Genomic DNA, 23,328 nt, shown 5'->3' with positions numbered 1-23,328 from the left:
TCTTGAACCCCCTACAGTCTGCACACCACGCTGTGTATGAAACACCGCCTGGAGACAGACCCACGGGGCAGAAATAACGGCGCGCCGGGTCAAATCACCCTGAACACATTCAGGGAAACCCAAAATTATCGCAGGCTTGTGGCCGACTGGCAATGCCTTTCGGCAGGCAGGCCTTTATTGGCGCGCCGCAGAGGCTGCAGCGCCCCGCCGTTTCAGGCCCCATCGGCCGCCCCTGACAACCCCGGATTCCCCCGGATGACAGCCGCCGTCAAATTGTGGATAACTCCTTGACAAGCTACAATCCGCCGCCTCAGACCGTTCCTCCTATCCACAATAAGAATTCCCCCGCAATGATCGAGGAACCCACCCGCAGCTCCCCCCATTCGCCCGGCGCAGATGCCGGTCAGGGCCTGTGGCAAGCCTGCGTAGAGCAACTGGCACAAGACCTGCCAGAACAACAATTCAACACCTGGATCAAGCCCCTGGTGGCCCAAGTGGCCGAAGACTTCTCCAAAGTCACGCTGCTCGTGGGCAACCGCTTCAAGCTCGACTGGATCCGTGCCCAATACGCGGGCCGCATTGCCGCGCTGCTCGAAGGCCTGTACGGCCAGCCGGTCACGCTGGAGTTAGCGCTCGCTCAGCGCGAATCCGTTGCCCGTACTTATGTGCGGCCCACTGCGCAAGAACCCGCCAGCCCCGCAGCACCGGCCGAAGCCCTGTCCAGCAGCAGTGACGACGCCACGGCGGGCGCGTTCCGCAATCGGCTGAACGCCGCCCTCACGTTCGAGACCCTGGTGGAAGGCACGGCCAACCGCATGGCGCGCTCGGCCGCCATGCACGTGGCGGGCATGCCCGGCCACCTGTACAACCCGCTGTTCATCTACGGCGGCGTGGGCCTGGGCAAGACCCACTTGGTGCACGCTGTGGGCAACCGCCTGCTGCAGGACAAGCCCGACGCCAAAGTTCTCTACATCCACGCCGAACAGTTCGTGTCGGATGTGGTTAAGGCCTACCAGCGCCGCACCTTCGACGAGTTCAAGGAGCGCTACCACTCGCTCGATCTGCTGCTGATCGACGATGTGCAGTTCTTCGCCAACAAGGACCGCACGCAGGAAGAATTCTTCAACGCGTTCGAGGCCCTGCTGGCCAAGAAGTCGCACATCGTGATGACGTCGGACACGTATCCGAAGGGTCTGGCCAACATCCACGAGCGGCTGGTGTCGCGCTTTGATTCGGGCCTGACGGTGGCGATTGAGCCGCCCGAGCTGGAAATGCGCGTGGCCATCCTGATCAACAAGGCGCGCGTCGAAGGCACCGAGATGCCCGAGGAAGTGGCCTTCTTCGTGGCCAAGAACGTGCGCTCCAACGTGCGCGAGTTGGAAGGCGCGCTGCGCAAGATCCTGGCGTACTCGCGCTTCAACCAGAAAGAGATTTCGATCCAGCTGGCACGCGAAGCCCTCAGAGATCTGCTGTCCATCCAGAACCGGCAGATTTCTGTGGAAAACATCCAGAAGACGGTGGCCGACTATTACAAGATCAAGGTCGCCGACATGTACAGCAAGAAGCGCCCGGCCAGCATTGCCCGCCCGCGCCAGATTGCGATGTACCTGGCCAAGGAGCTGACGCAAAAGAGCCTTCCCGAGATCGGAGAATTGTTCGGCGGGCGCGACCACACCACCGTTTTGCATGCCGTGCGCAAGATTGCGGGCGAGCGCCAGCAGCTGACCGAGCTGAACCAGCAGCTGCACGTGCTGGAGCAGACGCTGAAAGGCTGATGCCCCATGCGCTCCCTGAGGCTGGTGTCTGTAAGAACTTGTTCATTGCGCACCCAAGAAGGTGAACAGCCGCTTACAGGGCAAAATGACGGATTGGGCAGCAGGGGGGGCACCACCCGTGCCGCTGCCGACGCACCGGTTTAGAAAATCCACAAGAGGTTGATGACATGATCGTCCTGAAGGCAACACAAGACAAGGTTCTCGCGGTTCTGCAGTCCGTGGCTGGCATCGTCGAGCGCCGCCACACGCTGCCCATCCTGGCCAATGTGCTGATCCGCAAGACGGGCAATGCCCTGCAGCTGACGACCAGCGACCTCGAAATCCAGATCCGCACCACCGCCGAACTGGGCGGCGACACCGGCGACTTCACCACCACCGTGGGCGCGCGCAAGCTCATCGACATCCTGCGCACCATGCCCGGTGACCAGACCGTGAGCCTCGAATCGGCCCAGTCCAAGCTCATCCTCAAGGGTGGTAAGAGCCGCTTCACGCTGCAAAGCCTGCCGGCAGAAGACTTCCCACTGGTGCAGGAATCCGCCGCTTTCGGCCCCGTTTTCGCCGTGCCGCAAAAGACCCTCAAGGACTTGCTGGGCCAAGTGTCGTTTGCGATGGCGGTGCAGGACATCCGCTACTACCTGAACGGCATCCTGTTCGTGGCCGAGGGCAAGACCCTGAGCCTCGTCGCCACCGATGGCCACCGCCTGGCATTTGCCAGCGCCACGCTGGATGTGGAAGTGCCCAAGCAGGAAGTCATCCTGCCGCGCAAGACCGTGATCGAGCTGCAGCGCCTGCTGAGTGACGCGGGTGGCGAGAACCAGCCGCACATCGAAATGCAGTTCGCCAACAACCAGGCGAAGTTCACGTTTGGCGGCATGGAGTTCGTCACCAAGCTGGTCGAGGGCAAGTTCCCCGACTACAACCGCGTGATCCCCAAGAACCACAAGAACAGCGTCACCCTGGGCCGCGCCCCGCTGCTGGCCAGCCTGCAGCGCACGGCCATTATGACCAGCGACAAGTTCAAGGGCGTGCGCCTGAACCTGGAGCCAGGCACCCTGCGCGTGGCGTCCAACAACGCCGAGCAGGAAGAAGCCGTGGACGAGCTCGATATCGACTACGGTGGCGACACCATCGAGATCGGCTTCAACGTGACCTACCTCATCGACGCCCTGGCCAACATGGGCCAGGACATGGTGAAGGTGGAGCTTTCGGATGGCAACAGCTCTGCGCTGCTGACCATCCCCGACAACGACAGCTTCAAGTACGTCGTGATGCCCATGCGCATCTGAGGCGGCGTGACACCCGCCCCGCTTCACAGTTGCATCGTCACACCGCAACCGCTACTGTATTGATAGCTGCAAGCGCATATTCAATATGCGCTTGCGCCCAATTTGACCATTGAACTTATTGGAAACCCCGGTTTCCACGGATCCCAAGGCCCACCATGACCGTTGACAACAACATTCCCTCCGAGCCCGAATCCTCCGGCGTCTCCGGCCATGTGGAGCCCACCGTCAACAAGATCGACACCAACCAGGCCGGCGCCAGCGAAAGCTACGGCGAAGGCGCCATCACCATCCTCGAAGGCCTGGAGGCCGTGCGCAAACGCCCTGGCATGTACATCGGCGACACGAGCGACGGCACCGGCCTGCACCACCTGGTGTTCGAGGTGGTCGACAACTCCATCGACGAAGCACTGGCCGGCCACTGCGACGACATCGTCGTCACCATCCACACCGACAACTCCATCAGCGTCACTGACAACGGCCGTGGCATCCCCACCGGCGTGAAGATGGACGACAAGCACGAGCCCAAGCGCTCGGCGGCAGAAATTGCCCTGACCGAACTGCACGCGGGCGGCAAGTTCAACCAGAACAGCTACAAGGTCTCGGGCGGCCTGCACGGCGTGGGCGTGAGCTGCGTGAACGCGCTGTCCAAATGGCTGCGCCTGACCGTGCGCCGCGAAGGCAAGGTGCACCAGATCGAATTTGCACGCGGCTTTGTGCAAGACCGCCTGCTGGCCACCGTGGACGGCTTTGAAGTCAGCCCCATGAAGGTGACCGGCGAAACCGAAAAGCGCGGCACCGAAGTGCACTTTTTGCCAGACACCGAGATCTTCAAAGAGAACAACGACTTCCACTACGAGATCCTGGCCAAGCGCCTGCGCGAACTCTCGTTCCTGAACAACGGCGTGCGCATCCGCCTGAAGGACGAGCGCAGCGGCAAGGAAGACGACTTCTCCGGCGCCGGTGGCGTGCGCGGCTTTGTCGAGTTCATCAACAAGGGCAAGACCGTTCTGCACCCCACCTCGTTCTACGCCGCAGGTGAGCGCCCGGCAGAGAGCTACGGCGGCATCCCCGGCACGCACATCGGCGTGGAAGTGGCCATGCAGTGGAACAGCGCGTACACCGAGCAGGTGCTGTGCTTTACCAACAACATCCCCCAGCGTGATGGCGGCACCCACCTCACCGGCCTGCGCGCCGCGATGACCCGTGTCATCAACAAGTACATCGAAGAAAACGAGCTGGCCAAAAAGGCCAAGGTCGAAGTCACCGGCGACGATATGCGCGAAGGCCTGTGCTGCGTCTTGAGCGTGAAGGTGCCCGAGCCCAAGTTCAGCAGCCAGACCAAGGACAAGCTGGTGTCGAGCGAAGTGCGCGCGCCGGTGGAAGACATCGTGGGCAAGCTGCTGACGGACTACCTGCAAGAAAAGCCCAACGACGCCAAGATCATCTGCGGCAAGATCGTCGAGGCCGCCAAGGCCCGCGAAGCCGCCCGCAAGGCCCGCGAAATGACGCGCCGCAAGGGCGTGCTCGACGGCATGGGCCTGCCTGGCAAACTGGCCGACTGCCAGGAAAAAGACCCCGCCCTGTGCGAGATCTACATCGTCGAGGGCGACTCCGCCGGCGGCTCTGCCAAGCAGGGCCGCGACCGCAAGTTCCAGGCCATCCTGCCCCTGCGCGGCAAGATCCTGAACGTGGAAAAAGCCCGCTACGAAAAGCTGCTCACCAGCAACGAAATCCTCACGCTGATCACCGCCCTGGGCACCGGCATCGGCAAGGCTGGGGGCACCACAGGTGGCGACGACTTTGATGTGGCCAAACTGCGCTACCACCGCATCATCATCATGACCGACGCCGACGTGGACGGCGCCCACATCCGCACCCTGCTGCTCACCTTCTTCTACCGCCAGATGCCCGAGCTGGTGGAGCGCGGCCACATCTACATCGCCCAGCCACCGCTGTACAAGGTCAAGGCCGGCAAGGAAGAGCTGTACCTGAAGGACGCCCCCGCGCTCGACGGCTTCTTGCTGCGCATTGCGCTGAACCACGCCAGCGTGACCACCGGCGGTGCCAACCCACAAACCCTGACCGGCGACACCCTGGCCGAACTGGCGCGCAAGCACCAGATCGCTGAAAGCGTCATCGCCCGCCTGGGCAACTTCATGGACGCTGAAGCCCTGCGCGCCATTGCCGACGGCGTGAGCCTCAAGCTCGACACCGTGGCCGATGCCGAGGCCAGCGCCGTGGCCCTGCAAGCCAAGCTGCGCGAGTTGAACACCACCGGCGCGCCCGCCGAAGTGGCCGGTGAATTCGACGCCCGCACCGACAAGCCCCTGCTGCGCATCAGCCGCCGCCACCACGGCAACATCAAGAGCAGCGTCATCACGCAAGACTTCGTGCACGGCGCCGACTACGCCGCCCTGGCCGAAGCCGCCGAAACCTTCCGTGGGCTGCTCAGCGAGGGCGCCAAGGCCATGCGTGGTGAAGGCGACAAGCAGAAGGAAGAAAAGGTCAGCGACTTCCGCCAGGCCATGAAGTGGCTGATTGCCGAAGCCGAACGCACCACCAGCCGCCAGCGCTACAAGGGCCTGGGCGAAATGAACCCAGAGCAGCTGTGGGAAACGACGATGGACCCCAACGTGCGCCGCCTGCTGCGGGTGCAGATTGATGACGCGATCGAAGCGGATCGCGTATTCACGATGCTGATGGGCGATGAGGTTGAGCCACGCCGGGATTTCATCGAAACGAATGCTTTGCGCGCGGGGAATATTGACGTTTGAGCATCAAGCTCAGCCTCCATGTCTCGTGAACTAATTCTTTATTGCGACGAGTCAGATTCTTCTGGAAGACATTTCGCCAATTTTTACGGCGGAGCTTTGGTTGAATCTGCTCACTTGGCCGAAGTCGTACAGCGCCTAGCTGCACGTAAAAACGCATTAAATCTGCTTGGTGAAGTCAAGTGGCAAAAAATCACGGAACCGTACGCGCAAAAGTACATGGACCTTGCCACCGAGATCTTTACTCTTGTGCGGGAGGGGAAGCTCAAGCTGCGGATCATGTTCACTCAGAACTATTTTTCTGCACATCGGCTAACTACTGCGCAACGAGAAAACGGTTTCTTCCTTTTGTACTATCAGTTCATCAAGCACGCTTTCGGACTGAAGTTTGCAGGGCTACCAGAGCTACCGCGAGCCGGAATCAGGGTGTACTTTGACAAGCTACCAGACACCGCAGAAAAGTGTTTAGCTTTTAAGGGTTTTGTCTCGGGGCTTAATCAAAATAGAGAATGGCGCCGCGCAGGAGTTTTCATCCGGCAAGATCAACTCGCAGAGATCGACTCCAAAGAGCACGACATTCTGCAGGCCTTGGACTTGGTGCTTGGAGCGATGCAGTTCCGCCTGAATGACAAGCACAAGGAAAAGCCTGAAGGTAGCTTACGTAGAGGAAAGCGGACAATTGCCAAAGAGCGCGTCTACAAGCACATCTTGGCTGAAATTCGCGAAACTTACGATGGCAAGGCCTTCAATATCGGAACGAACACCGGTAGACCTTCTGGCATGCATCATTTGTGGACAGACCCTTACAGGCATTGGCTGTTTAAGCCAGCAGATGGGGTCGTAAGGCCAGAGTTCGCCAAAAAACGAAGCCAAAAATAAAAAGGCCCCGCGTTCACTACATAGCGTCCCAAGTGGAACTTGGGCGTTCGTGAAACGAAGGGCCACCAGTATGTTAGCACAAGCTAACAAAATAAGTCGAGTGAGCGGTCATTGAACGCTGCCTGATCTATTGACGCCAACGACATTTCAGTCAAGCACTCGATGTGACGTCGAGTAGTGACACCAAGACTAAGTCTCAATTCTTCCCATGCGCTCCCCCATCGCCATCGTTGACGTAGACCGCCTCGACACCTGGACCCGCTACCGCGCTGGCCTGTGCGACACCTGCGCGGCCAACTGCTGCACCATGCCGCTGGAAGTGCAGCTCTCCGACCTGGTGCGGCTTGAACTGGTGGACCCGTTCGAGGCCGAGCATGAAGAAATCCGCCACATTGCCAAGCGGCTGCAAAAGGCGCGGCTGATCGACCACTTCAACCACAAGAACGCGATCTTCACGATGGCGCGGCGGGCGAGTGGGGACTGCAACTTTCTTGACCCCAAGACGCGGCTGTGCACGGTGTATGACAAGCGGCCCGAGACCTGCCGCCTGCACCCGCAGAAGAAGAGCCCCAAGCCGGGTTACTGCGCCTATGGGGCGCGGGATTTGCAGCGGCGGGGCTGATGACAGACAAGCGCTGAGGTGGCTCGCATCTCTCATCTGCGCAAGCCCGCCGTCTCAGAAACCGCCGCTCCCTGCGCTCACTCCATGTCGCGCAGTTCGCGGCGCAGGATCTTGCCAACGCTGGACTTGGGCAGGGCCTCCACAAACACGATCTGCCGGGGCACCTTGTAGGCGGTGAGCGCTGCGCGGCAATGGGCTGCGATGTGGTCTGCATCCACCGGTGGCGCAGTGCCCGCCGCGCGCACCACATACAGCCGCAGCGCCTCGCCCGTTTTCTCGTCCGGCACGCCGATGCAGGCGCATTCCAGCACGCCGGGGCAGGCGGTGGCCACGGCTTCGACTTCGTTGGGAAAGACGTTGAAGCCTGAGACGATGACAATGTCCTTTTTGCGGTCCACGATCTTGAGGAAGCCGCGCTCGTCGAGCTGGCCGATGTCGCCAGTGCGGAAGTAGCGGTCGGGCGTGAAGGCGGCGGCGTTGGCCTCGGGCTGTTGCCAGTAGCCGCTCATGACCTGGGGGCCTTTCACGCAGACCTCGCCGGGCTGGCCCAGGGGCACGGGGTGGCCCTGGTCGTCCAGCAGCAGCACGTCGGTGGACGGCAGGGGCAGGCCGGTGCTGCCGCTGAACGCGATGACCGACGCGGGGTTGAAGGTCACCACGGGGCTGGTCTCGCTCAGGCCGTAGCCTTCGCGGATGAACTGACCGGTGATGGCCTGCCAGCGGGCGGAGACCGAGGGCAGGATGGCGGCACCGCCGCCACCCGCCAGCCGCAGGTTGGAGAAGTCCACGCCCTGCGTGCCGGGGTGCGCCGCCAGCCCCGCGTACAGCGTGTTGACGCCCATGAACACGCTGGGGCGCGCAGCCTTCAACACATCGATCAACCCCTCCAGGTCACGTGGGTTGGGCACCAGCCAGTTGCGTGCGCCCACCGCAAAGTAGCTGATCAAGTTCACCATCAGCGCGAAGATGTGATACAGCGGAATGGCGGTAACGATGACCTCCTGCGCAGGGCGCAGGGCATCGGGTACGAAGGCCTTGAACTGCTCCACATTGGCCACCAGGTTGCGATGCGTGAGCATGGCGCCCTTGGACAGGCCGGTGGTGCCCCCGGTGTACTGCAGGAACAGCAGGTCGCTCCCCTCCAGCACGGGCGGCGCAAAGGGCAGGGTGGCGCCCTCGGCCAGGGCGCGCGCGAACGAGGTGGTGGTGTGCAGGTGGGCATCCACCGGGGGCCCGGGCAGGTCGGCTGCGGTGCCGTCGCCAGGCGCCACGGTGATGACGCTGTGCAGTTCCACCCGGTCCTGGATGGCGGCCAGGGTGGCGGTAGAACCGGCATAGATCACCATCACCCGGGCGCCTGCATCCAGCAGCTGGTGCTCCAGCTCGCGCGGGGTATAGAGCGGATTGACGTTGACCTGGACGCAGCCTGCGCGCGCAATGCCGAGCATGGCGATAGGGAACGCCATCAGGTTCGGGCACATCACCGCGATGCGGTCGCCCTTGCGCACGCGCAGCACGTTCTGCAGGTAGGCCGCAAACGCGCGGGATTGCTGGTCTACATGCGCATAGGTCAGCGTCTGGCCCAGGCAGGTGAATGCGGGCCGGTGCGCATAACGCTGCATGGCGGCACACAGCAGGTGCACGATGCTGGGATGGCTGTCGGGATCGATGTGGGCAGGGATGGCGCCATAGCTGGCCAGCCAGGGTTGGGGGGACATGGTGAAACGGTCCTCAATGAGGGTGGAGCAACAATGTGCAGGCAGGCTCAGCGCACGGCCTTGGCCAGTGCGGCGAAGGCTTGCCGGTCCAGCGCGTGGGTGAAGGCGGTGTTGGGCACGGGGTGTGTGGAGAACTTCACCACCACCAGCTCGGCTGCCGGGTTGATGTGGATGTGCTGGCCCATCAGGCCCTTGGCTTCAAAGGTGCCATCGGCATCGTGGGGTATCCACCACTGGTTGTGGTACGAGTAGCCCGCGCGCATGGCCGTGCCCGGGGCCTTGCTGAACTGAGCGGGGTCGGCCCCTTTGCGCAGCTCGGCAATGGTGGCGGGCGAGACGATCTGCTGACCGTTGAAGCGGCCGTTGGATCGCAGCATCTCGCCCAGGCGGCCCAGGTCGCGCAGGGTGGCGTTCACGCCCACGCTGGTAGCTTGGCCGCCGTTGGCGTCGGCAAACACATAGGCGTCCTCTTGCGTGCCCAGCTTGGACCAGATGCGCTCGGACAGCAGCGTGGCGTAGCTCTTGCCGGCGACGCGCTGCAGCAGCCAGCCAAGCACTTCCGTGTCCACCGACTTGTAGGCAAATGCGGTGCCGTGCTCGCCGTCCTTTTGCACAGTGGGCAGGTGCTCGGCCATGCTCTTGGCCCCATTGCTGCCGGGGCGCGCAGGCTGCAGGCCCGCAGCGGCCAGGTACTGAAAGACACCGGAGGTGGGGTCCGCAAAGTCTTCGGCGTATTTGACGCTGGTGGTCATGTCCAGGGTCTGCTGCACGGTGGCGTCGGCCCAGGCGCTGTTGGCCAGCTCGGGCAGGTAACGCACGATGCGCGCACCGGCGTCGATGGCGCCTTCCTGGATGAGCTCCGTCACCAACAGCCCCACCAGCGATTTGCTCATGGACCACAGCACATGCGGTTGCTGCGGCTGCATGCCGATGTGATAGCGCTCGTACACCACACGGCCCCGGTGCAACACCAGCAGGGCGTCGGTGTACGTGGCCTTCTGCCAGTCGGCCAGCGTGGTGGTGGCTCCCTTGTCGTCGGCAAACGCCAGGGTATCGGGCAAGGCGCGCGGCGCGGCGGGCAGTGCGCTGGGCGCTGCTGCACCCCGCCAGATGGTGGCCGTGGGCCCCAGTTCGCGCAGGTGCTGCGCGGCCCAGCGCACGTTGGGGTACTTGAGGATGTTGGCCAGCCGCACGATTTTGTCGGGCGCCGGGGGGAAGCCCTGCATCAGCTGCAGGGTCACGGGGTTGGTGGCGTCTGGCGGTGGCAGCTGCGGCGCTTGGGCCTGGCTGGCAGGTGCAGTTCCCAGCAGGGTGCAAGCCAGGGCAACAGCGGTGAGGGAGGAGGTGAGGTGGCGATGAAAAGAGCGCATGGTGAGAAGGCCTCGGTATAGAAACGTGGGGTTGGGAAGAACAAAAGGAAATGGATTCGGCCGGGCCGATCAGCCCCGCGCCGCCAGCAGCGTGCGGATCACGCCTTCGGTGCGCTCGTATTCGCCTTCGCCAAAGTGCTTGTAGCGAATGCGGCCTTGCGCATCGATGAGGTAGGTGGCGGGCCAGTACTGGTTGCTGTAGGCCTTCCAGGTGCCGTAGCGGTTGTCCTGTGCCACGGGGTGCTTGACGCCGTGGCGGCGCATGGCAGCTTCCACGTTGGCGGTCGGGCGCTCGAACGGAAACTCTGGCGTGTGCACACCCACCACGGTGAGCCCCTGGGGCGTGTATTGCTTGGCCCAGCGGTTCACATGGGGCAGGGTGCGGATGCAGTTGATGCAGGCGTACGTCCAGAAGTCCACCAGCACCACGCGGCCGCGCAACTGCGCCAGGCTCAGCGGTTCGGAATTGAGCCAGCGCTCGATGCCGGTGAACTCGGGCGCAGCGCCCAGGTCGGGCAACGCTGCGGCGGGGCTGGCGGGGCCCGCTGCATACGCCAAGCCAGGGGCCGCCACTGCAGCGGCGATCGACGCCAAAAAGGCGCGGCGCTCGGAAAAGCGCAGGGAAGAGGGGTGCAATGTCATGGTGAAAGCTCCTTGCAATCGGGTGGGGTGTCGCCCCTTACAGGCCGCCCCAGCCCGAGGGATAAAACTGCGTGAGCCAGGCGGTGATCTGCCCATCCACCTCCCACAGCATGGCCAGCGCGACAGCAATGACCACCACGCCAAACACCTGCTGCACCCGGTGCGCGTGGCGCGCAACGCGGCGCACATGGGTGGCAGCAGCCTGGCCGCCGTAGGCAATCGCCAGCATGGGCAGCGCGGCGCCGGTGGAATACGCGAGCAGCAGCACGGCGGTACCCACGCCCGCAGGCTCCGTGGCGATGAGGGTGAGGATGGAGGCGAGCACGGGCCCGGCGCAGGGTGTCCAGACCGCACCCAGGCTCAGGCCCAGCAGCAGCCCGCCCCAGTTGCCGCCCCCGCTGCCCATGCCCAGGCTGGCCAAGCGGTTGAGCACGCCGCCCGCATGTTGGCTGAGCCATTGGAACGGCCGGGGCCACACGGTGAGCACGCCAAACACCAGCAGCATCACGGCGGCAAAGCGGCGCAGGCCTTCTTGCGACACACCCAGCACCTGCGTGAAGCTGCTGAACAGCAGTGCCACGGCCGCGAACGACAGTGCAAAGCCCAGGGCAATGAACAGCGGGCGTGTGCGCTGCGCTGAGTCGGCACCGCTCACTGAGGCCCCCAGCACCACGGGCAGCATGGGCAACACGCAGGGCGCGCCCACCGTGAGCATGCCGGCGGCCACGGCCAGCCAGGGCGAGGTGGTGGCCATGGTCATTGCCCGCTCCCCTGCCCGGCCGCCGGGCGGCGCCACACCTGGGTCTTGCCGAACAGCGGAATGCCCACATACGCGTGCACCAGCAGTTGCTCCGGCTCGGCTGGCGTCAGGTTGACGCGGTAGGTCTTGGCGTTCTCGCGGTTATAGATTTCGCCCTGGTACTCGCTGCTGCCGCCCTCCGCCGGGCGCAGGCCCGACAGCAGCGTCATGCCCAGTGCAGGCCGCGCGTCGGCTGCCGCCATGTCAGCGCCCGGAGCGCTCATGGAACGGTTGGCCAGCACGCGCACCACCTTGCCGCACAGGGCGTTGCCACCGGCGGCGTTGCAGGGTGCGATGTTCACTTCCAGATTGCCGCTCTCGGTGATCCAGCGGCCCAAGGGGGCTTTGGGGTGGTTTGCACCCGGTGCAGGCGCCACAGCGGCTGGCGGCGCTGCCGCAGCCTCTTGCGCGCTGGCCGCCTGCGCCAGGCCCAGGGTCAGCAGGGCGGTCACGGCGATGAATGGTTTCATGGCAAGGTCCTCGTGAAGTTCAGGAAGACCGCATTGAAGCCAGCGCAGGTATCGGCGATTTGTCTCGCCAAGGGCTTTTGGTATGCGCGCTTGTCGGTGCACCGGGCAGACAAGTTCAGATACATACGGGCCCGAAGTCGCCCCACCGCACGCACGCCAAAGCCCGGACAATGACTGCCATGACGACGCCACCGCCCGACCACATCCTGATCGTCGATGACGACGCCGGCATACGCGAACTGGCCGCCGAATACCTGCAGCGCCAGGGCCTGCAAGTGAGCGTGGCCGCCGACGGGCGGCAGATGCGCGAGGTGCTGGCCACCCAGCGCATCGACCTGCTGGTGCTGGACCTGATGCTGCCGGGTACCGACGGCATCACCCTGTGCCGCGAGCTGCGCAGCCCCGGCGCGCCACCGCTGCCCATCATCATGCTCACCGCGCGCAGCGACGAGGCGGACCGCATCCTGGGCCTGGAGCTGGGTGCAGACGACTACCTGACCAAACCCTTTGCCGCGCGCGAGCTGCTGGCGCGCATCCACGCGGTGCTGCGGCGCACGCGCATGCTGCCGCCCAACCTGGCCGTGGCCGAGCCCGCGCGCCACCTTGCGTTTGGCGACTGGCGGCTGGACACCACGGCACGCCACCTGCTCGATGCCACGGGCGCGGTGGTGGCACTGTCGGGCGCCGAATACCGGCTGCTGCGCGTGCTGCTGGACCACCCGCAGCGCATCCTCACGCGCGACCAGCTGCTGCAGCTCACGCAGGGGCGCGATACCGATGTGTTCGACCGCTCCATCGACCTGCTGGTGAGCCGCGTCCGCCAGCGGCTGGGCGATGGCGCACGCGGCTCGCGCTACATCAAGACGGTGCGCAACGAGGGCTATGTGTTCTGCGCCGATGTGCAAGCTGTGGCAGCACCCGCAGGAGCTGCGCCATGACGCTGCGCTGGTGGCCGCGCTCTTTGTTTGGGCGCATCTTGCTGGTGATGGCACTGGGCCTGGCGCTGGCACATGCGCTGACGTTTGTGCTGGCGTTCACCGAACGCAGCATGACCATGCGGCGGGCCATGGTGTCGTATTTCGCCAGTGACGTGGCCAGCTCGGTTGCCATGCTGGAGCGCCTGCCCGCCACCGAGCGCGCGCAGTGGGTGGACCGGCTGGCGCGCCGTAACTACCGCTTTGCGCTGGTCGAACCGCTGGACGCCCCCGCAGACCCGTCCCAACTCGCACGCCTGGTCGCCAGCGCTATGGCAGCCACACTGCCTGCCGACCGGGCCGTGCAGGTGATCGACCCCCATGTGCCGGGCACCGAGCTGCGGCTGCAGCTGCGCCTGGCCGACGGTACGCCCCTGGCCGTGGACATGGACGAGCCCCGGCTGCAGATCTCGCCCTGGGTGCTGGGTGCACTGGCGCTGCAGCTGGCGCTGCTGGTGGGCCTGTGCGCCTGGGCCGTGCGCGCGGCCACGCGGCCCCTGCGCACGCTGGCCGATGCGGCCGATGCGCTGGGGGCCGACCGCCCCGCCGTGCCCTTGGCTGAAGACGGCCCGCGCGAGGTGCAACGCGCCGCCGTTGCCTTCAACCACATGCAGCAGCGCATCCAGACGCACCTGCAGGAGCGCATGCAGATCCTGGCCGCCGTCTCGCACGACCTGCAAACACCCATCACCCGGCTGCGCCTGCGCGCCGACCTGCTGGACGACACCACGCTGCGCGACAAGCTGCACGCCGACCTGGCCGAGATGCAGTCGCTGGTGGAAGAGGGCATTGCCTACGCACGCTCATCGCAGGCGGTGCGCGAGCCCCCGCAGCGCGTGGACCTGCGCGCGCTGGTGGAAAGCATTGCGCGCGACTACGCCGATGCCGGCCTGCCGGTACATGTGCTGCAGGCAGTGGATGTGACCTGCGACACCCGCCCCCAGGCCCTGCGCCGCCTGCTGTGCAACCTGGTGGACAACGCGCTCAAGTTTGCGGGTGCTGCCGAGCTGACGCTGGAGGTGGAGAGGCCGGGCCAGTGGCTGGTACGCGTGCTGGATCGCGGGCCCGGCATCCCTCCAGCAGACCTTGCCGCAGTGGTGCAGCCCTATGTGCGGCTGGAAGATTCGCGCAACCGGGGCACCGGTGGCACCGGCCTGGGCCTGGCCATTGCCAGCGAACTGGCCAAGGCCCTGGGCGGGCGGCTGGTGCTGGGGCCACGTGCAGATGGCGCGCAGGGGCTGGAGGCGCGGGTGGAACTGCCAGGGGCCCTCCCAGCATAGGCATGCGCACCAGCGCCGCTGCTACAGTGACCGCTCCGTGGACTCTCCAAGGGCAACGCCGTGGACACACCTGTCAGCACCCCGCAGAGCGAGATCAGCGCCAGCAAACCAGACGTCCGCGTCGGCATCGGCGGCTGGACCTTCGAGCCTTGGCGCGGCAGCTTCTACCCTGCGGGTCTGGCGCACAGCAAGGAGCTGCAGTACGCCAGCCGACAGCTGACCGCTATCGAGGTCAACGGCACCTACTACAGCACCTTCAAACCACCCACCTTTGCCAAATGGCGTGATGAAACGCCCGAAGGCTTCACTTTCTCGCTCAAGGCCAACCGCTTTGCGACCCACCGCCGTGTGCTGGCAGACGCTGGCGATTCCATCGCGCGGTTTGTCGACAGTGGCATCTCGGAACTAAAGGACAAGCTCGGGCCCATCGTGTGGCAGTTCATGCCGACCAAGGCGTTTGATCCGGGCGACTTCGAGGCCTTTCTGGCGCTGCTGCCGCAGCAGGTGGACGGCCGGCGGCTGCGCCACGCGCTGGATGTGCGCCACCCGAGTTTTGCGACGCCAGCGTTTGTGGCGCTGGCGCGCCGGTATGGCTGCGTGCCTGTGTACACCGACACCGATCAATTTCCGGCCATCGCAGATGCTGAAGCCGACTTTGCCTACCTGCGGCTGATGCGCAGCCAGGCCGACGTGCCCACGGGCTACACGCCCGAGGCGATTGCCCAGTGGGCGCAGGGAGTGCGCACCTGGACCAGCGGCGAGCGGCCGCGCGATGTGTTTATGTACTTCATCAACGGCGCCAAGGAGCGGGCGCCTGCCGGTGCAATGGAGTTGCTGCGGCAGCTAGGCGCTACACCGTCTCGCGCTGTATGAAACCCTGCGGCGCCTCGCCACCATCGGGCACATTGCCCACCACCACGCGCTCGACCCGCGCATGCTCCGGCCCCTGGTGCGCCCAGTCGATGAGGGCCAACACGGCGGGTTCCGGGCCCCAGGCGCAGGCCTCCACGCGGCCATCCTGGCGGTTGCGCACCCAGCCCGTCGCGCCCAGGCGCTCAGCGGCCTGCACCATGGACCAGCGATAGCCCACACCCTGCACATGGCCGGTGATCAACAGATGGCGGGTAACGGTGGGGTGAGGTTCTGCGTTCATGGGGACACTGTAGCGCGCGCCTTGTGGGGAGCCCGCTCCAGGGGCACACTGCCAGCACCCGACACCCCATGACCACCACAACCCCCAAGGCCTTGCCCACCATCGACCCCCAGCGCTGCACCGGCTGCGGCTGGTGTGTGGCGGTGTGCCCGCCGCATGTGCTGTCGCTGCAGGTGTTGGGCACCGGGCCCTGGGGCCCCAAGTGCTCCACCCTGCACGACGTGCCGGGCTGCACCGGGTGTGCGCTGTGCGCGGTGCGCTGCCCGTTCGATGCGATCCGCATGGTGCGCGTGGCGGCCACCCAGGCGCAGTGAGGCCGTTGCGCCACAGGCCAACAAAGGTGCGTACATGCGGGTTGACAGGCCCTGGCCCGCATCCGGTACACTGCGCCCTTCATGTCGTTCACCTCCCTCCCCATCACCGCCGCACGCGCCACTGCCTTCCAAGGCATGGGCATGATGCCGCCCGCCTCCACGCGGGCCAATGGTGAACAGCGGGCACTGGGTGCACGAATGATTACCACCATTACCACCGCGGCCACCTGAGCACGCGCAGGTGGCCGTTTCGGCAGCCACCTGGTGATCGCTCTCTTCTCCCCCAAGACGAATGCACGAAACCCAGCTCTGGCAGCTGGGTTTTTTTGTTTGTTCGTTAGCCGGAGAAGTCCATGTACCGCGATCCCGTCCAGTCCCTCGAAGCCCCATTGTTGCCGTCGTCTGCCACGGCCATGCGCCCCCTGCGCGTGGGCATGATTGGCATTGGTACCGTGGGCGCAGGCACCTTCCGCGTGCTGGCGCGCAACCAGGCGCTGATTGCCGCCCGCGCGGGCCGGGGCATCAAGCTGGTGGTGGTCTGCGCCCGCAGCCTGGCCCGCGCCATGAGTGTGGTGGGCAAGGACGTGGCGCTGACCAACGACCCGATGCAGGTCGCCACGCACCCCGACGTGGATGTGCTGGTGGAGGCCGCCGGCGGCACCGGCCCCGCGCGCGACTGGGTGCTGGCCGCCATCCGCGCGGGCAAGCATGTGGTCACCGCCAACAAGGCGCTGCTGGCCGAGCATGGCAACGAGATTTTTGCCACCGCGCGCCAGCACGGCGTGGCCGTGGCATACGAAGGCGCGGTAGCGGTGAGCATCCCCATCGTGAAGGCGCTGCGCGAGGGCCTCACGGCCAACCGTATCGAGTGGGTGGCGGGCATCATCAACGGCACCACCAACTTCATCCTGAGCAAGATGCGCGACGAGGGCGTGGGCTTTGCCGAAGCATTGGCCCAGGCCCAGGCACTGGGCTATGCCGAGGCCGACCCCACGTTTGACATCGAGGGCCTGGACGCGGCGCACAAAATCTCGCTGCTGGCAGCCAATGCGTTTGGCATGCCGGTGCGCTTTGCCGATGCGCAGGTGGAGGGCATCACCACGCTGCAAGGCCTGGATGTGGCCTGCGCCGAGCAACTGGGCTACCGCATCAAGCTGCTGGGCGTGGCCAAGCGTCGCAAGGAGGGTGACACCGAAGGGGTGGAGCTGCGCGTGCAGCCCGCGCTGGTGCCCGCCGCGCATTTGCTTGCGCATGTGAACGGGTCCATGAACGCGGTGATGGTCAAGGGCGATGCGTCGGGCGTGACGATGTATTACGGCGCGGGTGCGGGGTCGGAACAGACCGCGTCGGCCGTGATTGCCGACCTGGTGGATGTGGCGCGGCTCGATGGCACCCACGCGGCGCAGCGCGTGCCACACCTGGGCTTCCACCCCCACGCCGTGGACGAGCAACTGGCGGTGCTGCCGCGTGCAGCCGTGCACACACGCCACTACCTGCGCGTGCCGGTGCACAGCGCGCAGCAGATCGAGGCCGTGGGCGCCTGGCTGGCTGCGCAGCAGGTGCCGGTGCTGCAGGTGGCACTGGCGCATGACAAGGCCTTGCCGCTCGGCAGCGGCCCCCAGGTGCTGGTGCTGACCGATGCCGTCGCGCAAGCCACGGTAGATCTGGCAGTACACGCACTGGCCGCGCACCCGGCGGTGGCCGGCCCGGTGGTCACGCTGCGGGTGGAGACGCTGGAGGGGTGAGCACCGCCCGAAAACGCGTTGGTGCGATTTTTTTGGGCCAAATCGGGCGGTAGCGCTAGTGCATCATGCCTGAGTTGCTATTTATTTTGACAGCCCCTGCCGATGGCATCCCTCACCCCATCAACCGGCCCAGCACCAGCGCCGCCATGTCCTCGGCCGCACTGGTGCCCTCTGCCATCAGGCCCTGCACGACGCCGGCGCGGTCGGTGTCGGTGCGGTTCTGACTGACCTTCCAGATGCCTTCCCAGCGCTCCACCGCCAGCTCGATGCCCACGATGGCGCGCAGCAGCTTGTCGATGTAGTCGGGCGGTGCGTCGTCGATGCGCCAGGGGTCGGCGCGGTGGGCCTCGTGCTGCTCGCTCAGGGTGTGCAGGATGGCGCGCAGGCGTGCGGGGTCGTCGAACGCACTCAAAGCACCGTGGGCGTGCACGGTGGCGTAGTTCCACGTGGGCACCTGCTTGCCGTTCAGGGCCTTGGACGGATACCACGAGGGCGACACATAGGCCTGCGGGCCGTGGAACACCGCCACCGCCTGCTGGGGCAACAGCGGCCACAGCGCGTTGGCGCGCGCCACATGGCCGATGAGCGTGCCCTGCGGGCCGCGCGTTGGGTCCAGGTACAGCGGGATGTGATTGACGTGCAACGCGCCTTCTTGCGCGATGACCAGCGTGGCCAACGGCTGGGCCCGCACCAGGGCTTGCTGGGCAGCGGCATCGGCCACCTGAAACTGCCGGTTGGGGTTGGCCATGTCAGCCCCCTTCCACTTCCAGCACGGGGGCGCAGTCGATCTGTGTCTTGACCGAGTTGGCCAGAAAACACGATGTATGGGCGCGGTGGTGCAGGTCGTCCAGCTGCGCAGCGCTGGGCGCGTGCGCCGCATCAAAGCGCGTGACGGGTCTCAGCTGCACATGGGTGACCACCAGCTGGCCCTCTGCGTTCTTGGCCATGGTGCCCACGGCCGCGTCGGTGTAGTGGTTGAGCCGGTAGCCCGCGCGGCTGGCAAAGTCCATGAACCACAGCATGTGACAGCTCGACAGCGCGGCGACATAGGCTTCTTCCGGGTCCACCGCCGCCGCGTCGGAGTACGGCAGCGGCACCACGTGGGGCGACGACGACGCGGCCACGGTGGTGCCGCCGTCAAACTGCCAAGTGTGGGCACGGTGGTAGCGCTTGTCCAGAAAGTCGTCGTTGCCACGGGACCAGGTGATGGTGGCGGTGTGCTCGGCCATGGGGTGCTTTCAACAAGAGCAGGCCGGCAAGCTGCGGCCCGGGTTTTTACAATGGTTCTTCAGTTTATGAGTGCAACGCCCCATTGAAAGGGCCAATTCGTGCCCAGCCCCGGAGCCAATCGAACCACCGCCACCCTGCGCCAGCAGGTGTACGCACAACTGCGCCGCGCCATCGAGCAGGGGAGCCTGCGCGCGGGCACGCGCCTGCCGCCCTCGCGCGAACATGCGGCCAGCCTGGGCGTGTCGCGCAACACCGTGCTGTGGGCCGTGCAGCGCCTGCAGGCCGAGGGCTATGTGGAAGCCCGGGTGGGCGACGGCACCTATGTGTCGCAGGCCGTGGCCGCCACACTGCCCGCTGCGCAAGGCCTAGTGGCCCCGCCCCGGGGCCTGTCGCGCCGGGGGCAATTGATCGCCGACACGGCAGCGCGCTGGCGCCCGCCCCTGGCGGCCGCCAAGGCGTTTCGCATTGGCGCGCCCGAGGTCGCCACCTTTCCGTTTGCGCTGTGGGACCGCCTGACACGGCAGGCCAGCACCAGCCAGCGCAGCCACCGCGCGCAGTACCTGGACCCGGCCGGCGACCCCGACCTGCGCCAGGCCGTGGCGCAGTGGCTGTGGGCGTCGCGCGGCATCCGCTGCGATGCGGCGCAGGTGGTGGTGTGCTCGGGCTCGCAGCAGGGCATTGACCTGATTGCGCGGCTGCTGCTGGACGTGGGCGACGAGGTGCTGGTGGAAGACCCCGGCTACCCTGGCATCCGCGCCAGCCTGCTGGGCCACGGCGCGCTGGCGCGGCCGGTGGACATGGATGGAGACGGCCTGCGCATCGACACCGCTGCGGCGCAATGGCCAGACGCGCGCATGGCCGTCGTCACGCCCACGCACCAGTTCCCCACCGGCGTGTGCATGGGGCTGGCGCGGCGGCAGGCGCTGCTGCAGTGGTCGCGCACGCACGACGCCTGGGTGGTCGAAGACGACTACGACGGCGAGTTCCAGTACGGCGGTGCTGCGCAGCGGGTCCCCGCGCTGTGCAGCCTGCCGGGCTCGGAGCGCGTGTTGTACGTAGGCACCTTCAGCAAGACGCTGCACCCCGGCCTGCGGCTGGGCTTTGTGGTGGTGCCACCCGCACTGGTGGAGGCCTTTGCCATGGCCCGCGCCATCACCGACCGGCATGCACCGGGCGACGCGCAAGCGGTGCTGGCACGTTTCATTGCCGAAGGCCACTTGCTGCGCCACCTGCGGCAGATGCGCGAGCTGTACCTGCAGCGGCAGCACACGCTGCGCACCGCACTGGCCGAGGCCAGCAACGGCGCCTGGCAGGTGGCCGCCAGTGATCGCGGCATGCACCTGCTGCATGAGGTGGCACCCGGCACCGACGACGAAACCCTGAGCCGCCAGGCGCTGGCGGCGGGCGTAATGCTGGCGCCGCTGTCGCGCTATGCGATGCAGTCGGCGCGCCGAGGCTGGCTGCTGGGGTATGCGGGGTTTGACGATGCGGAGATCCGCGCGGCGGCCCGCGTGGTGGGGGGCCTCGTGCGTCAGCGGTGATGCAGACGCTGGTGCGTCACCACGCGCCAGGCTGCGGGGCCAGGGCCGCGCCAAGGCCCTCCGTCTGAACCACTGCCTGCGGCTCCACCTTGCGCCACCAGTGCGTGGACAGCGCGGGCGCGCGGATGTCCAGCCGCTCGCCCATGATGGGCGCCACCAGCGGCACCTGCGCTGCCGCCGCCAGCGCAGTGATGCGTTCGAACGGCTCCACCCAAGGGTGCAGCGACAGGTCGAAGGTGCCGTTGTGGATGGGGAACAGATGGCGCCCCTGCACATCCAGATGGGCCTGCAGGCTCTCCTCGGGGTGCATGTGGATGTCGGGCCAGTCGGCGTTGTAGGCGCCCGTTTCGATCAGCGTCAGATCGAACGGGCCGAACCGCTCGCCAATGGCCTTGAAGCCGTCGAAGTAGCCCGTGTCACCACTGAAGAAGATACGCACCTGGTCAGCGCCTTGGCCCGCGATCAGCACCCACGAGGCCCACAGCGTGCTATTGCCGTCCGACAGGCCCCGGCCCGAGAAATGCTGCGCAGGCGTGGCCACCAGCTGCAGCCCACCAATGGTAGTGCCCTGCCACCAGTCGAACTGCTGCACCTTGGCCGCAGGCACGCCCCAGGCCATGAGCCGGTCGCCCACGCCCAGGGGCGTGATGAAGTGCTCCACCTTGGGTGCGAGCTTCTGGATGGCTGCGTAGTCCAGGTGGTCGTAATGGTCGTGCGACAGGATCACGCCGGTGATGGGCGGCAACTCGTCGATGGTGATGGGCGGCGCATGAAAGCGCTTGGGCCCCATGAACTGGAAGGGCGAGGCGCGCTCGGAAAACACGGGGTCCGTCAGCCAGAACTGGCCGTTGATCTTGAACAGCAGCGTGGAATGCCCCAGGCGCCACAGGCTCAGGTCGGGCGCGGCGAGCAAATCCGACCGCATCACGGCATACACCGGCACGGGCTCTCGCGGCACGGAGTCGTCAGGCTTGCCGGTGGCAAAGCGCCACATCACCTGCAGCGTCTTGAGGGCGCCCAGCGCATGGCGGGGTGCCGCGTTGCGAAACTTGCCACCCGCGAACTGCGGCGACTGTTCATAGGCGGCCACCGGCTGGGCGGCGCGGGAAAAGAGGCTGTAGGCCATGGCGATCAGTACAACGAGGGCGACACAAAATGCCGGGAGCAGACGGCGGCGATGGGCGAAAGGGAAGGACACCGGATCTGCGACATAGAAATTACACTGCACAGTGTAGTTCACTTTTTAGAAAAGTAAACTACCCGGTGTAAAATTTGCGCATGACCGCCCCCCAGCCCACCCCTCGCCTGACCGACCGCAAGCGCGATGCCATCGTGCAGGCCGCCATCGGCGAGTTCCGCGAACACGGCTTCAACGGCACCAGCATGGACCGCGTGGCGGCAGCGGCGGATGTGTCCAAGCGCACGGTCTACAACCACTTCCCCAGCAAGGAAGAGCTGTTCGAGGCCATCCTGCTGCTGATGTGGGAGCGCAGCCAGTCGCCGGACGAACTGGCCTACACGCCCGCGCGCCCGCTGCGCGACCAGCTGCTGGAGCTGCTGGCGCAAAAGATGCGCCTGCTCAACGACGCGAGTTTCATCGACCTGAGCCGCGTGGCCATGGCCGACATGATGCACACCCCCGAGCGAGCGCGCGGCATCACCGCCAAGCTCTCGGCCAAGGAGGAGGGCCTGCCGCGCTGGCTGCGCGCCGCCCAGCAGGACGGCCGCCTGCGCGCCGCCATGGACGTGCCCTATGCCGCGCAGCAATTGCAGGGCATGGTCAAGGCCTTTGCGTTCTGGCCCCAGCTGGCCATGGGCCAGCCCCCCCTCAGCGCAGCGCAGCAGCAGCAGGTGCTGGGCGATGCGGTGGACATGTTTCTGGGGTTCTACGCTGCGCCCACTCAAGAGGCACACCCCCCCGCAAAAAAGGCCAAGGCTGGTAGCACCGGCAAGGCAGCGGCAGCCCGGGGCGCAACACCTGCCAAGCCCACCGCGCGCCGCGCGCCCGCGCGCTGATCACCGCCACCACTCTGGCCAGATCGCCGGCACACGGGGCGATTTGCACTACGCTCGCCCGTTCTTTCCACGCAGCCTGACACCACGATGCCCATCGCCCCTTACCTCGACACCGCCCCGGTTCTGGACACCGGCGTTTTCATCCACGACTCTGCCCAGGTCATCGGTGACGTCACCCTGGGCCGTGACAGCTCGGTGTGGTGCAACGCCGTGCTGCGCGGCGACGTGAACCGCATCACCGTGGGCGTGTGCAGCAATGTGCAGGACCTGACGATGGGCCACGTATCGCACCGCAACGCCAGCAAGCCAGAGGGCTCGCCACTGGTGATTGGCGACTACGTCACGGTGGGCCACTCGGTGATCCTGCACGGCTGCCGTATCGGCAACGAATGCCTCATCGGCATGGGCTCCATCGTGATGGACGACGCAGTGATCGAAGACCGCGTGATGCTGGGCGCAGGCAGCCTGGTCTCGCCGGGCAAGGTGCTGGAAAGCGGCTACCTCTACATCGGCCGCCCCGCAGTGCGGCAGCGCACGCTGACGGAGGCGGAGATGGCCTACCTAAAGTACTCGGCCGAGCACTATGTGCGGGTGAAGAACAACTACCTGGCGGGCACGCCCCAAGCGGCTGCAGTACCACCTGCGCCCCCAGCCCACCAGGGATAAAGCAGGGCCGGGATAATCGGGGGTTCCACGACCCTTGCGGCGGCACCGCATCGCCCCATTGCCTGTTTCCACCATGT

General features: G+C 65.9%; 23 protein-coding genes. 14 read left to right on the top strand and 9 right to left on the bottom strand.

Going from position 1 to position 23,328, the window contains the following annotated elements; genetic code table 11:
• Positions 1–350: 350 nt before the first annotated feature.
• The 5 genes from dnaA to ACT531_RS04150 all read left to right on the top strand — a co-directional run bounded on the left by dnaA (position 351) and on the right by ACT531_RS04150 (position 7,333).
• Positions 351–1,775 carry a chromosomal replication initiator protein DnaA gene (dnaA, locus tag ACT531_RS04170; RefSeq protein WP_476016566.1) on the top strand — a complete coding sequence of 475 codons (1,425 nt, stop codon included), beginning with the start codon at positions 351–353 and terminating at the stop codon, positions 1,773–1,775.
• Positions 1,776–1,942: 167 nt separating this feature from the next.
• Positions 1,943–3,061 carry a DNA polymerase III subunit beta gene (dnaN, locus tag ACT531_RS04165; protein WP_015011829.1) on the top strand — a complete coding sequence of 373 codons (1,119 nt, stop codon included), beginning with the start codon at positions 1,943–1,945 and terminating at the stop codon, positions 3,059–3,061.
• A 155-nt stretch (positions 3,062–3,216) separates the two neighbouring features.
• Positions 3,217–5,835, top strand: a complete 2,619-nt coding sequence (gene gyrB / locus ACT531_RS04160) for a DNA topoisomerase (ATP-hydrolyzing) subunit B (protein ID WP_110960661.1) — start codon at positions 3,217–3,219, stop codon at positions 5,833–5,835.
• A gap of 18 nt (positions 5,836–5,853) precedes the next feature.
• Positions 5,854–6,711: a DUF3800 domain-containing protein gene (locus tag ACT531_RS04155; RefSeq protein ID WP_476016565.1), complete on the top strand. Its 858-nt coding sequence runs from the start codon at positions 5,854–5,856 to the stop codon at positions 6,709–6,711.
• 208 nt (positions 6,712–6,919) lie between these two features.
• Positions 6,920–7,333, top strand: coding sequence for a YkgJ family cysteine cluster protein (locus ACT531_RS04150; RefSeq protein WP_015011832.1), 414 nt, complete (start codon positions 6,920–6,922; stop codon positions 7,331–7,333).
• Positions 7,334–7,410: 77 nt separating this feature from the next.
• On the opposite strand, the gene ACT531_RS04145 is transcribed toward ACT531_RS04150, so the two are convergent.
• From ACT531_RS04145 to ACT531_RS04125, 5 genes are all read right to left on the bottom strand, one after another.
• Positions 7,411–9,051 carry an AMP-binding protein gene (locus tag ACT531_RS04145; RefSeq protein ID WP_476016564.1) on the bottom strand — a complete coding sequence of 547 codons (1,641 nt, stop codon included), beginning with the start codon at positions 9,049–9,051 and terminating at the stop codon, positions 7,411–7,413.
• Between the two features lie 47 nt (positions 9,052–9,098).
• Positions 9,099–10,421, bottom strand: a complete 1,323-nt coding sequence (locus ACT531_RS04140; protein WP_476016563.1) for a serine hydrolase domain-containing protein — start codon at positions 10,419–10,421, stop codon at positions 9,099–9,101.
• A 69-nt stretch (positions 10,422–10,490) separates the two neighbouring features.
• Complete coding sequence (locus ACT531_RS04135) at positions 10,491–11,063, bottom strand: thioredoxin family protein (protein ID WP_476016562.1); 573 nt, start codon at positions 11,061–11,063, stop codon at positions 10,491–10,493.
• A gap of 37 nt (positions 11,064–11,100) precedes the next feature.
• On the bottom strand, positions 11,101–11,823 hold the full coding sequence (locus ACT531_RS04130; RefSeq protein ID WP_476016561.1) for a cytochrome c biogenesis CcdA family protein: 723 nt from the start codon (positions 11,821–11,823) through the stop codon (positions 11,101–11,103).
• The gene (locus tag ACT531_RS04125; RefSeq protein WP_476016560.1) at positions 11,820–12,332 is read right to left on the bottom strand and encodes a DUF2147 domain-containing protein; all 513 of its coding nucleotides are present in this window, start codon (positions 12,330–12,332) and stop codon (positions 11,820–11,822) included. Before ACT531_RS04125 ends, ACT531_RS04130 begins: the two co-directional genes overlap by 4 nt.
• A gap of 179 nt (positions 12,333–12,511) precedes the next feature.
• On the opposite strand from ACT531_RS04125, the gene ACT531_RS04120 reads away from it, so the two are divergent.
• From ACT531_RS04120 to ACT531_RS04110, 3 genes are read left to right on the top strand one after another with little or no spacing between them, the layout of a single operon-like run.
• A complete protein-coding gene (locus tag ACT531_RS04120) occupies positions 12,512–13,270 on the top strand; it encodes a response regulator (protein WP_476016559.1) in 759 nt (252 codons plus the stop codon).
• Positions 13,267–14,586 (top strand): ATP-binding protein, encoded by a 1,320-nt coding sequence (locus tag ACT531_RS04115; RefSeq protein ID WP_476016558.1) that lies wholly within the window; start codon positions 13,267–13,269, stop codon positions 14,584–14,586. Before ACT531_RS04120 ends, ACT531_RS04115 begins: the two co-directional genes overlap by 4 nt.
• Positions 14,587–14,646: 60 nt before the next feature.
• A complete protein-coding gene (locus ACT531_RS04110; RefSeq protein ID WP_476016557.1) occupies positions 14,647–15,459 on the top strand; it encodes a DUF72 domain-containing protein in 813 nt (270 codons plus the stop codon).
• On the opposite strand, the gene ACT531_RS04105 is transcribed toward ACT531_RS04110, so the two are convergent.
• A complete protein-coding gene (locus ACT531_RS04105) occupies positions 15,437–15,739 on the bottom strand; it encodes an acylphosphatase (protein ID WP_476016556.1) in 303 nt (100 codons plus the stop codon). The two genes, ACT531_RS04110 and ACT531_RS04105, sit on opposite strands and share 23 nt — an antisense overlap.
• Positions 15,740–15,807: 68 nt before the next feature.
• Between ACT531_RS04105 and ACT531_RS04100 the strand changes: the two genes are divergently transcribed.
• The 3 genes from ACT531_RS04100 to ACT531_RS04090 all read left to right on the top strand — a co-directional run bounded on the left by ACT531_RS04100 (position 15,808) and on the right by ACT531_RS04090 (position 17,798).
• A complete protein-coding gene (locus ACT531_RS04100) occupies positions 15,808–16,053 on the top strand; it encodes an ATP-binding protein (protein WP_209816713.1) in 246 nt (81 codons plus the stop codon).
• An 81-nt stretch (positions 16,054–16,134) separates the two neighbouring features.
• Entirely contained in the window at positions 16,135–16,284 is a 150-nt protein-coding gene (locus ACT531_RS04095; protein ID WP_343734062.1) for a hypothetical protein, read from the top strand.
• A gap of 122 nt (positions 16,285–16,406) precedes the next feature.
• Positions 16,407–17,798: a homoserine dehydrogenase gene (locus ACT531_RS04090; RefSeq protein ID WP_476016555.1), complete on the top strand. Its 1,392-nt coding sequence runs from the start codon at positions 16,407–16,409 to the stop codon at positions 17,796–17,798.
• A gap of 112 nt (positions 17,799–17,910) precedes the next feature.
• Here the strand turns inward: ACT531_RS04090 and ACT531_RS04085 are convergent, their stop codons facing one another.
• Both ACT531_RS04085 and ACT531_RS04080 read right to left on the bottom strand, forming a co-directional pair.
• Positions 17,911–18,546 carry an FMN-binding negative transcriptional regulator gene (locus ACT531_RS04085; protein WP_476016554.1) on the bottom strand — a complete coding sequence of 212 codons (636 nt, stop codon included), beginning with the start codon at positions 18,544–18,546 and terminating at the stop codon, positions 17,911–17,913.
• Between the two features lies 1 nt (position 18,547).
• Entirely contained in the window at positions 18,548–19,027 is a 480-nt protein-coding gene (locus tag ACT531_RS04080) for an OsmC family protein (RefSeq protein WP_476016553.1), read from the bottom strand.
• A 99-nt stretch (positions 19,028–19,126) separates the two neighbouring features.
• Here ACT531_RS04080 and pdxR point away from each other — a divergent pair, with 99 nt between their 5' ends.
• Positions 19,127–20,569, top strand: a complete 1,443-nt coding sequence (gene pdxR, locus ACT531_RS04075) for a MocR-like pyridoxine biosynthesis transcription factor PdxR (protein ID WP_476016552.1) — start codon at positions 19,127–19,129, stop codon at positions 20,567–20,569.
• Positions 20,570–20,585: 16 nt separating this feature from the next.
• On the opposite strand, the gene ACT531_RS04070 is transcribed toward pdxR, so the two are convergent.
• On the bottom strand, positions 20,586–21,695 hold the full coding sequence (locus tag ACT531_RS04070) for an MBL fold metallo-hydrolase (RefSeq protein ID WP_476016551.1): 1,110 nt from the start codon (positions 21,693–21,695) through the stop codon (positions 20,586–20,588).
• Positions 21,696–21,847: 152 nt separating this feature from the next.
• On the opposite strand from ACT531_RS04070, the gene ACT531_RS04065 reads away from it, so the two are divergent.
• Together ACT531_RS04065 and ACT531_RS04060 are read left to right on the top strand one after the other, a co-directional pair.
• Complete coding sequence (locus ACT531_RS04065) at positions 21,848–22,585, top strand: TetR/AcrR family transcriptional regulator (protein ID WP_343734067.1); 738 nt, start codon at positions 21,848–21,850, stop codon at positions 22,583–22,585.
• 87 nt (positions 22,586–22,672) lie between these two features.
• On the top strand, positions 22,673–23,251 hold the full coding sequence (locus tag ACT531_RS04060; protein ID WP_476016550.1) for a gamma carbonic anhydrase family protein: 579 nt from the start codon (positions 22,673–22,675) through the stop codon (positions 23,249–23,251).
• Positions 23,252–23,328: the final 77 nt, after the last annotated feature.

Source organism: Acidovorax sp. DMC1 (assembly GCF_056314325.1).
Note: the sequence above shows the minus strand (reverse complement) of the source record. Positions and strands in the feature narration are given on the sequence as shown.